Below are 12,052 nucleotides of genomic sequence, written 5' to 3' on the forward strand. Positions count from 1 at the left end.
TAATTCAAATTTATCCTATGAATTCATCACTGTTTTACAGCGTTTTACAAAGAAAATTCCCTTTTACCCCAACTTATAAACAGGATATATTTTTTCAGAAAATCGCTATTTTCCTGACAGAACCGGCCAATGACACCATTTTTGTGTTGAAAGGATATGCCGGAACCGGAAAAACAACCGTGATCTCAACAATAGTCAATAATCTGGGTGATATCAATAAGAAGTTTGTTTTGCTTGCTCCAACCGGACGCGCTGCAAAAGTAATCGCTAATTATTCGAATACACCTGCATTTACCATTCATAAAAAAATATATTTTCCTAAAAAATCTTCCGGTGGTGGAGTTGCTTTTACAAAACAAATCAACAAGCACAAAAATACCATCTTTATTGTCGATGAGGCTTCGATGATTTCAGACACAACTTCAGATTCTAAATTGTACGATAACGGATCATTGTTGGACGATTTGATTTCCTATGTGTATTCGGGGACCAATTGCAAGATGATCCTTTTGGGAGATACGGCGCAGCTGCCTCCTGTGAATTTAGATATAAGTCCGGCGCTTGATACGCAAACGCTGGGTATTCATTACAACAAAGAAATCGAACATATCGAGCTCGATGAAGTAATGCGTCAGGAAGAAAGTTCCGGTATTTTGTTTAATGCTACGGAATTACGCGAACTGCTGAAGGAATCTTTTATAACAGAATTTAAATTCAATGTAAAGAAATTCAAAGATATTGTCAGGCTTACCGATGGTTATGATATTCAGGACGCCATCAATACAGCATACAGCAATTATAGCATTGAAGATACGGCTTTTATAGTTCGTTCGAATAAAAGGGCCAATCAGTATAACGAGCAAATCAGGACCAGGATTTTATTTAAGGAAAGTGAACTTTCGGTTGGCGATTTCCTGATGGTGGTCAAGAATAATTATTTTTGGCTAAAGGAAACCGACGAAGCCGGATTTATTGCCAACGGGGACATTATTGAAGTGCTGGAGCTTTTCGGAATCAAAGAACTATACGGATTCAATTTTGCAAAAGTAAAAATCAGAATGGTCGATTATCCGGATCAGAAACCTTTCGAAACGGTTTTAATTTTAGATACCATAAAAAGTGAATCTCCTTCTTTGACGTATGAAGAATCCAACCGTTTGTACGAAGAAGTGATGAAGGATTATGAAGATGAATCTACCAAATACAAAAAGTTTCAAAAGGTAAAAAACAACGAATATTTCAATGGCCTGCAGGTGAAATTCTCGTATGCCATTACCTGTCATAAATCGCAGGGAGGGCAGTGGGACACGGTTTTTGTCGAACAGCCCTATCTGCCAAACGGAATCGATCGTGATTACATCAGATGGCTGTACACTGCGATGACACGTGCTAAAAATAAGTTATATTTGATAGGCTTTAAAGACGAAAGTTTTGAGCAGTAAATTAGTTTAAATTTAGAATAAAAATAAAAAAAAGTTTGCAATTTGAAAACTTTTATAATACATTTGTCTCATGAAAATTCTTGTAAAGAAGACGATTTTATATTATATCGAAAAATATCCGATCGCATCTACACAATTGTTAATCTGGTATAATGAGTTTTCTAAATTTCAGTTTAATAATTTCAATGAACTTAAAAATGTTTACGGGAACGCCAGTATTGTAAATAATAACAGAGTTGTTTTTAATATTAAAGGGAATGATTTTCGATTAGTAGTTTCAATTAATTTCCTGCAAAATGCTTGTTATGTAATTTGGTTCGGAACACATAAAGAGTACGATAAAATTAATGTGGAAACAGTAGAATTTGACACTACAATTTTAAACGATAAAAGTAAAGAAGGATGAATTGGAAAGTATTAAAGACAGAGGAAGATTATAATAAAGCCTCTCTAAGATTGATGGAAATTTTTCATGCAGAACCTAATACTCCGGAAAATGATGAGTTAGATTTGCTGATTCTTTTAGTAAAGGATTATGATGAAAAAAATTATCAATTGCCAGAGTTGGATGCTTTGGAAGTTATAAGATATAAAATGCAGGAAAGAGGTATGAAAGCAAAAGATCTTGAACCAATAATTGGAAGTAAAGGTCACGTTTCTGCAATTTTATCCGGAAAACGTGAAATCACTTTAAAGATGGCACAAAAGCTTAAGAATTATTTCAGCATTCCTGCTGATGTTTTCTTGCATAGCACCTAATAGTTCTGCTTAAATAATAAAAGAGGATAGTTAATAAATCGTTTTTTATCTAAATTTCACTTATTTTGACAACACTAAACGATTTACATTCGATTTCATCGACGTTTTCGAATACCGAAAAAATGCCGGTTTTGTTTTTGGGGCACGGCAGCCCAATGAATGCCATTGAAGAAAATCAGTTTGTAGCCGGTTTTCGTAATCTGGCGAAAACATTACCGCAGCCCAATGCTATTTTGTGTATTTCGGCACACTGGTTTACCAACGGAACCAAAGTGACCGCCATGCAGATGCCAAGAACAATTCATGATTTCGGAGGTTTTCCACAGGCACTTTTTGATGTTCAGTATCCGGCAAAAGGAAGTCCGGAACTGGCGCAGGAAACAAAAAAAATACTGGAACCTGTTCCTGTGGATTTAGATGAACACTGGGGTTTAGACCATGGGGCATGGAGTGTCATCAAACATTTATACCCGGAAGCGAATGTTCCGGTGATTCAGCTGAGTATTGATTATACCAAATCCGGACAATATCATTTTGAACTGGCTCAAAAGTTACAATCCTTGCGTCACAAAGGCGTTCTGATTATTGGCAGCGGTAATATAGTGCACAATTTACGATTGGTAGATTTCAGGAATTTTGACAAAGACAATTATGGCTTTGACTGGGCGATTGAAGCCCGGGAAACCGTTAATAACTATTTATTGGATGGCAATTTTCAGCCTTTAATCAATTTCGAAAAAATGAACAAAGCCGTTCAGACAGCGATCCCGACTCCGGATCATTATTTGCCTTTGCTGTATACTTTAGGGTTAAAGCAGGAATCGGAAGAATTAAGCTTGTTTAATGATAAATTGCTGGCGGGTTCCCTAAGCATGACCTCCGTAAAAATTATGTAAAAAGAACTTCGTGAAATCTTTGTGAATCTCTGTGAAAGAATAATTACGCAAAGCAGCACAAAGATTCCACAGAGATTCGCAGAGAAAAATAGAAAAATAAAAAATAGTAAGAATGAAAATAATAGCTGTAATTCCGGCACGATACGCATCCACACGTTTTCCTGCGAAATTAATGCAGGATTTGGGAGGGAAGACTGTAATTTTAAGAACTTATGAAGCTGCTGTAGCCACAAAATTATTTGACGATGTTTTTGTAGTAACCGATTCTGATTTGATCTTTAATGAAATTGTTGCTAAAGGTGGCAAAGCGATCATGAGCATCAAAGAACACGAATCCGGAAGCGACCGTATTGCGGAAGCTATAGCCAATTTAGACGTTGATATCGTCGTGAACGTGCAGGGTGATGAACCATTCACGGAAGCTGGCCCGTTAGAACAGGTTTTGGCTGCTTTTAAGAACGATCCGGATCAGAAAGTAGATTTGGCTTCACTGATGCGTGAAATTACGGATGAAGCAGAAATCAATAATCCGAACAATGTGAAAGTGGTGGTCGATCAGTCGAACTTTGCTTTGTATTTTTCACGTTCTGTAATTCCGTATCCGAGAGATAAAGATGCCGGCGTGCGTTATTTTCAGCATATCGGAATTTATGCTTTCAGAAAACAGGCACTGCTGGATTTTTACAGCCTTCCGATGAAATCCCTGGAAGCTTCCGAAAAATTAGAGCAGCTTCGTTACCTGGAATTTGGAAAACGAATCAAAATGGTTGAAACCACCCACGTAGGAATTGGAATTGATACCGCTGAGGATCTAGAGAAGGCAAGAGCTATTTTGAAAGACATATAAGAATGAGATAGTACGCGGATTACACGGATTTATACGGATTTTTATACCATGTTTTTTGTGTTTCACAGCTGTCATGCTGATCAAAGTTAAAGTATTGAGGCAGAAAAAAGTCGAACTATCAGGCCGAGCGAAGTCGAATGTCAGGCTGAGCGAAGTCGAAGCCCCCGCAAAGTATTTAATAGTAAAAGCATAAAAAAGCTCCAATCCTGGAGCTTTTTTTATATCGAAATCAAACTAAATTATTGATACAAGTTCGGAAATTTAGTTGGATTAACTTCATTCATCATGTTGTACACTTTCTCGAAAATATCTTCAGCAGAAGGTTTAGAGAAATAATCTCCATCTGTTCCGTAAGCAGGTCTGTGTGCTTTGGCAGCCAGTGTCTGCGGTTTACTGTCCAGATATTTATACGCATCCTGTTCTTCCAGGATTTGTTGTAAAATAAAGGCTGAAGCTCCACCTGGAACATCTTCGTCGATTACCAAAAGACGATTTGTTTTGGCAACACTTTTTACGATATCGTGGTTAACATCAAACGGAAGTAAGGACTGGATGTCTATTACTTCGCAATCAATTCCTAATTCTGCTAATTCGGTTGCTGCCTGTTCTACTAGTCGTAAGGTAGATCCGTAAGAAACCAAAGTAATATCAGCACCTTCTTTTAGTGTTTCCACCACTCCGATTGGCGTTTTGAACTCCCCAAAATTAAGTGGTGTTTTTTCTTTTAAACGATATCCGTTCAGACATTCAATGACCAGGGCAGGTTCGTCACACTCCAAAAGGGTGTTATAGAAACCGGCGGCCTGTGTCATATTTCTCGGAACCAAAACGTGGATTCCGCGAATAGCATTGATAATCATTCCCATTGGTGAACCCGAATGCCAGATCCCTTCTAAACGGTGTCCGCGGGTTCTGATAATTAATGGGGCTTTTTGTTTTCCAACAGTCCTGTATTGTAAGGTAGCCAAATCATCACTCATGATCTGAATGGCGTATAGTAAATAATCTAAGTATTGAATCTCGGCAATAGGGCGTAAACCTCTTAAAGCCATTCCGATTCCCTGTCCAAGAATAGTAGCTTCCCTGATGCCCACATCAGCAACACGGAGTTCACCGTATTTTTCCTGCATCCCTTCAAGTCCCTGATTAACATCGCCAATGTTTCCGACATCTTCACCAAAAATCAAAGTTTCCGGATATTTCGTAAACAGTGCATCGAAGTTATCGCGAAGAATCATTCTTCCGTCTAAATCTGCTTTGGCATTCTCTGCGTATTCAGGAAGAACTTTTTCTACTGAAAAAACATTTTGAGCGGAATCAGAATACAAATTACTGCTGAATTTTCCTTGTGTATCTGCGATATAATTGGTAATCCATTCGGATAATAAAGCTTTGCTGTTCGGAACTTCAATAAAACGCAGTATTTTTCTGGAGATGACAAGCATTTCCTTTTTCAAAGGCGATTTTATAGCACTTAATTCAGAAATGTATTTCTGGATTTTATCTTTATGATTGATGCTGGCAGCTGAAATCTGCTCCAATAAAACCAAAAGGTTTTTCTGGTCTTCGATAATTGGATTGATAAACGAATTCCACGCCTCTTTTTTAGCTTCAAGAACTTCTTTTTTGATTTCAAAATCAATTTCGGCCAATTCCTCCGGTGATGCAATATTGATGGCGATCATCCATAATCGCATTTGACGAATACAGTCGTAATCTCTTTCCCAACCCAGTCTTTCGGCATTTTTGTAACGCTCGTGTGATCCTGAAGTCGAATGTCCCTGCGGCTGTGTCAATTCATTCACGTGGATTAAAACCGGAACGTGCTCTTCACGTGCGATTGCTGCGGCTTTTTCGTAAGTTGAAACCAACTCGGCATAATCCCAGCCTTTCACTCTGAAAATTTCGTAGCCTTTTGAATCTTCATCACGCTGGTATCCTTTTAGGATTTCAGAGATGTTTTCTTTGGTAGTCTGGTGTTTGGCGTGAACCGAAATTCCGTATTCATCATCCCAGACGCTCATGACCATCGGAACCTGTAAAACTCCGGCAGCATTTATGGTTTCAAAAAATAAACCTTCAGAAGTACTGGCGTTTCCAATAGTTCCCCACGCAACTTCGTTTCCATTGACAGAAAATTTGTCTTTGATTGTAATCCCGTCAACATTTCTGTAAATTTTAGAAGCCTGCGCTAATCCTAACAACCTTGGCATTTGCCCGGCTGTAGGAGATATATCTGCACTTGAATTTTTTTGTTTTGTTAAGTCTTTCCAGGAGCCGTCTTCGTTTAAACTGTGTGTTACGAAGTGACCGCCCATTTGTCTTCCGGCAGACATCGGATCAAAATCTAAATCAGTGTGACCGTATAAACCGGCAAAAAACTGCTTTGGAGTAAGTTCTCCTATAGCCATCATGAAAGTCTGATCGCGGTAATATCCCGAACGGAAATCCCCATTTTGAAAAGCTTTTGCCATAGCAAGCTGCGGCACTTCTTTCCCGTCACCAAATATTCCAAATTTGGCCTTTCCTGTCAATACTTCTTTACGTCCTAATAGACTACATTCGCGGCTGGTTACAGCAATTTTGTAGTCGTTTAGTACCTCAGTTTTGAAATCTTCGAAAGTCAATGTAGTATTGTTTTTTTCTTTAATCATAATCTGGAATGGTCATGTTATGCGGCAAAATTACTTAAAAAGTATCAATAATCATAATTCATTAAAGTAAATATAATTTAATTATCTACAAGTAAATTGCTAAAAATACGTATATTTTTTATTGAATAATCAGGTTATTTGTGATATAAGTGAATATAATTTATCTTTTTGTTTAAAATTTATTCAATTACAACCACTTTCGGGTAAAAAGATTGACTAATGTTTTAGGAGAAAAAGTGACCACAAATCGTATTTTTTCATTGTATTTGTTTTGGGAAACTTCCCAGCCGTTATTGGAGTATACCGGAAAATAGAGTTCAAAGTAATCCGGAACCAGGTTCAGCCGGATTCCGGTATCATACGCAAAATCAGCAGTTTGTTGTTTGCTTTTCATAAGACCCACGTCTCCGTAAGCCTCAATCCAGTTCCAGATCGAATAACTGGCATTTAGCGTTGTCATCCATCGATTGGCATATCGCGGTGCTATTTTAGATTTAAAACCACCTTCTGCCATGATAAATTGCTGACTGAATATTCCCGTGCTTTCCGATCTTCCCAAAAAATTATAATCGAACAAATAATCGGAAGGTCGGTCTAATCCGAAACTAAAATAGTCTGAATTGGTATTGTTGTAGAGGAAACTTCCGGCATACAATCTCAAATTTAGCCTTCTGTTGTTTTCAAACAATCTTCTGTATTCCACTTCTCCTGCGAGTTTTCCGAATTCACCCGAAAACTGAACGTCAGTCATAAGATTAAAATGATCGACCAATTCCGTTTTCGTATTCATGTAACGAGCATTAAAAACAGAATAATTCGGTTTCGAATTATCTGTGATATATTTGCTGGCTTCCCGGTTTACGATTATCTGGCGCAGCAGGAACAGTTGTTTTCTGTTATCCCTGAAATTTTCTTCCCGAATCCTGAACTGAACCATCGGGTTCAATCTGAAATATGTCGCATCCGGCGCATAATGATAATAATTCTGACTAATAGAGTATCGAACGTTATAGAGTGTGCTGTTGCGGTAAAAATGACTTAAAGAAAAGGCAGAAGAACCGGAAATCGTGCCGGCATTAATAGAATAGGCCGGATTAATGTCAAACGTAAAGGGCTTGTCTAATATCGTTTTATTGTGAAGACGTATTCCCGGAGTCAGCCCGTCATAATAATTATAAGTAAGTGTGGGAACGTATAAGATCTGATTGTAATACGGATCCTCAAGATCTTTTGTAAAATTAAATTTTATCGGACGATTTGTAATCACCAGACTTTTCAATGATTTCCAGTTGTTTCTCAAATTGTATTCCGGGACTTCATTGTCATAATTCAAAACTATCTTATCTGCTTTTTTTCGTTCAAAAACGTAGATTGAATCATTGTTTTTGGGCTCAATCCATTTCTTGAAAACAACTTCATTTTTTCTGATTCCATAAATAGGAATTGGCGTAAAGACACCCGTTTTGTTTCGTACCTGAAATTGCACGCTGTCTTTGGTTCTGGAAACATTCGAAAATTTATAGTCGATAATATCACGGGAGCCAATAATGGTGGTGAAAAACCACCGGATGTCCTTTGAACTGTTTTTGGTTAGTATGTTTTCGAAATCAGACCGGTCCGTTTGTTGGGTTTTATTTAAATCATAAAATTCCTGAACACTCTGTGGTACAATATCATGGTTTAAATAATCAGCTAAATAGCTCAGGCTCAAACCTGCACGGTACTTACTGGCAATCTGTTCGTTAAATTTTATAAGGGTGTTTTTGGGATCTCCGAGAGGCTGATCCAGGTTTTTTCTGGCCATCAGCATATAATAATAACTGTATTGTTCGTTAAAAGTCAGATTGGTAATGTTGTAACTTTTAAAGAGTTTCATGTTGGAGAGGCTTCCGAGCATCTTCTGGTCCAGATGGTTTTCTTCCATGAATTTCATCATGGTATAAATCTGAATCCCGTCATAAATCCAGTTGTCTTTTCTGGGATCTAAGCGCAGGCTGTTCTTCAAATAATTGTTGAGATAGGTTTTCAAAAACGTAATTTCAAATATAAAATCATCTGAAAACGGACTAATAAAAGACGGCAACTGATTTAGTCCGTAAAAAGGGTTCCGATCGTAATCAACCTGTGAAACGGTAATTTTTTCATGCGGATATTTTCCAATAAAAGCACTGGCAAAATTAACGACCTTATTAATGATAATGGCCTTCTCTATCTCGTTGAGTTTTTTGTTTTTCAGGTTAGAAAGCACTTCGATCGAGCCATTCTGATAGCTTTTGAAGCTATTTTGTTTTTCAATAAATAAGTTAAAATCAGTTCTGTTGTTCCCAGAAAAAGAATAAACCGCCGACTCTGGATTGGTCAGATCCGTAGCAACCGTATTTAGATCCGTCGTAATCGAATAACTATTTGGGACTTTTATCGCGATTTCATAATCAGTGCTGGCATTTGCAATGTCATCAAGATTGAAATTATTGTATTTTATAAAGCTGTGATTTTCGAAACGGGCAGGACTTAAATACCAGTTTTTCAGATTCATTCCGCCATTTTGGTCAAAACCATAATTGGTAAATTTATTACTCGGAATCTTAGCAACATAAGTGAGGTGCAGCTCGATTTTTTGATTGGGTGCAAGCTTTTGTTTTAACTTTATAACAATGTAATCCGGATTCTTATCGGTTCGTTCCCATTCCACGGCGCTGTCATCAGAATCTGTCAGATTCAGAATAGTAGTGTTTCCCCTTTCTTCTGTGCTGGCCAAATGAAAGCCCCGGTAAAACTCATCCGAAAAACGTCTGGCTAGCGGCGTATTTTTGTTTGAAAAGGCATTGTTCCAGTCATTCAGCACAATCGAATCCAGAGAATCATTAGAAGTGTTGTAATAGGTAAGATCCTGTTTTACATTCAGTGTTTTCAATTCAAAATTTACCGCAGCTTCTATTTTAGAGCGATGCTGCGCATATTGTTTCATTGAACTGAATAAAACGAAGAGGAAGAAGATTATTTTATAAAATGATCTCAATTGATACTTATGTTTTGGAATATATCTTTATTTACGAGCTTTTGATTGTTATGGATTGTTGTAAAAATAGTATAAAAAAAGCTGTTAAAAAAAACAGCTTTAATTTTTTGCAATATGTTGATGTAATTTAACTATTTAAGAAGTTTAAGTTCATGTAAATTTTACTTTTACCGTTACAACATTAAATGAATTTAAATTTTTTAAACGGTTCAGAATTTTTAGAAATTCGGACTTAAATCGTATTTTTTATAGAATTTATCTAAAGCCTCAACTACTTCATCTTCAGTGTCTACAATCTTAAATAGGTTCAGATCTTCCGGACTTACCGTGTGCATTTTTTCTACTAGAACTGTTTTTACCCATTCGATCAATCCCGACCAAAATTCAACACCCACCAATATAATTGGGAATTTTCCAATCTTTTTCGTCTGGATTAAAGTAATGGCTTCAAACATTTCGTCTAAAGTTCCAAAACCTCCCGGCATCACTACAAAACCCTGCGAATATTTCACGAACATTACTTTTCTCACAAAGAAATAATCGAAATTCAGGTTTTTATCGTGATCGATATAAGGGTTAAAATGCTGTTCAAAAGGCAATTCAATATTCAGTCCAACCGAAGTTCCGCCTCCTAAATGCGCCCCTTTATTTCCGGCTTCCATAATTCCCGGCCCTCCGCCTGTAATTACTCCGTAACCTGCTTTACTGATTTTATAGGCAATTTTCTCTGCCAGTAAATAATATTTATCGTCTGGTTTTGTTCTGGCAGATCCAAAAATTGATACGCACGGACCAATACGTCCCATGCTTTCGTAACCGTTTACAAACTCAGCCATGATTTTAAAAATCGCCCAGCTGTCATTGGTTCTGATTTCATTCCACGTTTTTTGTTTCAAACGGTCCTGAATTACTTTATCCTCATCATTATCAAAATCTTCTAATCTCATTTTAGGTATTTTAATTATTTATATTTTTATTCTTAAGTTGTGTCTTTATTTTTGAATCAGGCCTTCACATTGAGTGTATTCAAAGTGAGGAGCTATTTCCTGCTGTCCGCTGTATCTTTTTTGGCGAACCCCGCCACAAAAGGATGTCGCTTCCATCAGGGCTAGGGCATTCGGCTTTAATTAAAACATCGTTTTATAAAAAGAAGTACTCCTATTAATACGTCTGTTCTTCAATTGACTTGGTGATGTTGCTTTTAACTTTTCCGGTATGTTCTGTGGTTTTTGATTCAATCAGCATTATAGAACATTCCTCAACCGATGAAACCCTGTGATTAACGCCTTTCTTTACAACGAATAAATCGCCTTTTTTCATCGTGAAAGAGGGCTCGTTTTCAATTTCCATCAAAAGTTCACCGTCGATGATGTAAAATAATTCATCTTCATTTTCGTGATTATGCCACGGCACTTCCTGACCTTTTATTTTCGCCACCTTAACATATTGATCGTTTACTTCATCAATTATTTTAGGAGAAAAATAGCGGTCAACGGTATTTAATTTTTCTTTTAGATTCATAGATTTTGCTTTAGTACCTGTCAAAAATCAAAATAAGGTTGACAAAATGGGCGTACTAAATTAATTCTTTTTTTGAGAATTGTTACAAAAATGCGGGTTTATTAATTGAATTGTAACATTTTCAAAGGTTTCGTTTTGGTTGGAGTTTCAATATCAATGGGTTAAAAAATGGATGCAAGAACCAAATTCTTGTTGCAAAATTAATTTGGTGTTGATTTATAAGTGAATTACATTCATTACAATAATATAGATTATTCCTTTGCAGGTCAATAACAATTAAATTACTACAATAGCTTTTGGATTGTATGACTTATCTGATTTTTCTTATCGTTTTTTTGTTTTTGTATTCCAAATTTCCGGACTTCGGCTTGTGTGAAGTATGGCATAGATTTCTAATAAATATAATTCTTCATTAACTGAATAATGAATCATAAATGGAAATTTTTTAACCAGCATACAGCGAATATCTTTGTAACGAATCGTGTAAATGTAGGGTTGGGTTTTTAAGGAATTAATTTGAGTTTTAACTTGTTTATGAAAGCGTATTCCTAAATTTTGTAATTGACTATTATACCAAATAACAATCTCACGAAGATCATTTAATGCTTCCTGATCAATTTTAATTTTGTACATTATTTTAAATTATTGAATTGGCAAATCTGAAACTTCATCCCAATCCAGCATTCTTTCTGGTGAGGCCTTACTTTTTTTAATTCGGCTTAAAACTATTTTTTGATGTTCTGCAGGAATTTCAATGTCATCTTTCCAAATTTCATCATTGAGTTTTAATTTTTCAGAAGGAGATAATTGTTTTACAACCTTTAATAATTCTTTAAAATCTAAATCTACTTTTAAATTTAAACTATTCATAATGACGTTTTTATAAAATGATTTTAACTATTTTTGTTAACGAA

Annotated in this window: 11 protein-coding genes; 5 read left to right on the forward strand and 6 right to left on the reverse strand. The window is 36.3% G+C overall.

Annotation, left to right across the window (positions count from 1 at the left end; genetic code table 11):
* The first annotated feature begins 17 nt into the window (after positions 1 to 17).
* The 5 genes from LPB89_RS10760 to kdsB all read left to right on the forward strand — a co-directional run bounded on the left by LPB89_RS10760 (position 18) and on the right by kdsB (position 3,944).
* Positions 18 to 1,442: an ATP-dependent RecD-like DNA helicase gene (locus LPB89_RS10760; protein ID WP_230701747.1), complete on the forward strand. Its 1,425-nt coding sequence runs from the start codon at positions 18 to 20 to the stop codon at positions 1,440 to 1,442.
* A gap of 70 nt (positions 1,443 to 1,512) precedes the next feature.
* Positions 1,513 to 1,848: a type II toxin-antitoxin system HigB family toxin gene (locus LPB89_RS10765; RefSeq protein WP_230701748.1), complete on the forward strand. Its 336-nt coding sequence runs from the start codon at positions 1,513 to 1,515 to the stop codon at positions 1,846 to 1,848.
* Positions 1,845 to 2,201 (forward strand): type II toxin-antitoxin system HigA family antitoxin, encoded by a 357-nt coding sequence (locus LPB89_RS10770; protein ID WP_230701749.1) that lies wholly within the window; start codon positions 1,845 to 1,847, stop codon positions 2,199 to 2,201. Before LPB89_RS10765 ends, LPB89_RS10770 begins: the two co-directional genes overlap by 4 nt.
* Positions 2,202 to 2,266: 65 nt before the next feature.
* Positions 2,267 to 3,097 (forward strand): 4,5-DOPA dioxygenase extradiol, encoded by an 831-nt coding sequence (gene ygiD / locus LPB89_RS10775; protein ID WP_230701751.1) that lies wholly within the window; start codon positions 2,267 to 2,269, stop codon positions 3,095 to 3,097.
* A gap of 112 nt (positions 3,098 to 3,209) precedes the next feature.
* Positions 3,210 to 3,944, forward strand: coding sequence for a 3-deoxy-manno-octulosonate cytidylyltransferase (gene kdsB, locus LPB89_RS10780; RefSeq protein ID WP_230701753.1), 735 nt, complete (start codon positions 3,210 to 3,212; stop codon positions 3,942 to 3,944).
* Between the two features lie 239 nt (positions 3,945 to 4,183).
* On the opposite strand, the gene LPB89_RS10785 is transcribed toward kdsB, so the two are convergent.
* The 6 genes from LPB89_RS10785 to LPB89_RS10810 form a co-directional block, all read right to left on the reverse strand.
* Positions 4,184 to 6,598, reverse strand: coding sequence for a thiamine pyrophosphate-dependent enzyme (locus tag LPB89_RS10785; RefSeq protein WP_230701754.1), 2,415 nt, complete (start codon positions 6,596 to 6,598; stop codon positions 4,184 to 4,186).
* A 187-nt stretch (positions 6,599 to 6,785) separates the two neighbouring features.
* A complete protein-coding gene (locus tag LPB89_RS10790; RefSeq protein ID WP_230701755.1) occupies positions 6,786 to 9,566 on the reverse strand; it encodes an aminopeptidase in 2,781 nt (926 codons plus the stop codon).
* A gap of 269 nt (positions 9,567 to 9,835) precedes the next feature.
* Positions 9,836 to 10,564: a TIGR00730 family Rossman fold protein gene (locus LPB89_RS10795; protein WP_127338810.1), complete on the reverse strand. Its 729-nt coding sequence runs from the start codon at positions 10,562 to 10,564 to the stop codon at positions 9,836 to 9,838.
* A gap of 214 nt (positions 10,565 to 10,778) precedes the next feature.
* On the reverse strand, positions 10,779 to 11,138 hold the full coding sequence (locus LPB89_RS10800) for a cupin domain-containing protein (protein WP_230701757.1): 360 nt from the start codon (positions 11,136 to 11,138) through the stop codon (positions 10,779 to 10,781).
* A 324-nt stretch (positions 11,139 to 11,462) separates the two neighbouring features.
* A complete protein-coding gene (locus tag LPB89_RS10805; RefSeq protein ID WP_230701758.1) occupies positions 11,463 to 11,771 on the reverse strand; it encodes a type II toxin-antitoxin system RelE/ParE family toxin in 309 nt (102 codons plus the stop codon).
* A 9-nt stretch (positions 11,772 to 11,780) separates the two neighbouring features.
* Positions 11,781 to 12,008 carry an addiction module protein gene (locus LPB89_RS10810; protein ID WP_230701759.1) on the reverse strand — a complete coding sequence of 76 codons (228 nt, stop codon included), beginning with the start codon at positions 12,006 to 12,008 and terminating at the stop codon, positions 11,781 to 11,783.
* Positions 12,009 to 12,052: the final 44 nt, after the last annotated feature.

The organism is Flavobacterium sp. ENC, assembly GCF_020991415.1.
Taxonomy (GTDB): Bacteria; Bacteroidota; Bacteroidia; order Flavobacteriales; family Flavobacteriaceae; genus Flavobacterium.

Excerpts from the sequence above, each read along its gene's own strand:
- LPB89_RS10760 (WP_230701747.1), top strand. The coding sequence starts at position 18 with ATGAATTCATCACTGTTTTACAGCGTTTTACAAAGAAAATTCCCTTTT.
- LPB89_RS10765 (WP_230701748.1), top strand. The coding sequence starts at position 1,513 with ATGAAAATTCTTGTAAAGAAGACGATTTTATATTATATCGAAAAATAT.
- LPB89_RS10770 (WP_230701749.1), top strand. The coding sequence starts at position 1,845 with ATGAATTGGAAAGTATTAAAGACAGAGGAAGATTATAATAAAGCCTCT.
- kdsB (WP_230701753.1), top strand. The coding sequence starts at position 3,210 with ATGAAAATAATAGCTGTAATTCCGGCACGATACGCATCCACACGTTTT.
- LPB89_RS10785 (WP_230701754.1), bottom strand. The coding sequence starts at position 6,598 with ATGATTAAAGAAAAAAACAATACTACATTGACTTTCGAAGATTTCAAA.
- LPB89_RS10790 (WP_230701755.1), bottom strand. The coding sequence starts at position 9,566 with ATGAAACAATATGCGCAGCATCGCTCTAAAATAGAAGCTGCGGTAAAT.
- LPB89_RS10795 (WP_127338810.1), bottom strand. The coding sequence starts at position 10,564 with ATGAGATTAGAAGATTTTGATAATGATGAGGATAAAGTAATTCAGGAC.
- LPB89_RS10800 (WP_230701757.1), bottom strand. The coding sequence starts at position 11,138 with ATGAATCTAAAAGAAAAATTAAATACCGTTGACCGCTATTTTTCTCCT.
- LPB89_RS10805 (WP_230701758.1), bottom strand. The coding sequence starts at position 11,771 with ATGTACAAAATTAAAATTGATCAGGAAGCATTAAATGATCTTCGTGAG.
- LPB89_RS10810 (WP_230701759.1), bottom strand. The coding sequence starts at position 12,008 with ATGAATAGTTTAAATTTAAAAGTAGATTTAGATTTTAAAGAATTATTA.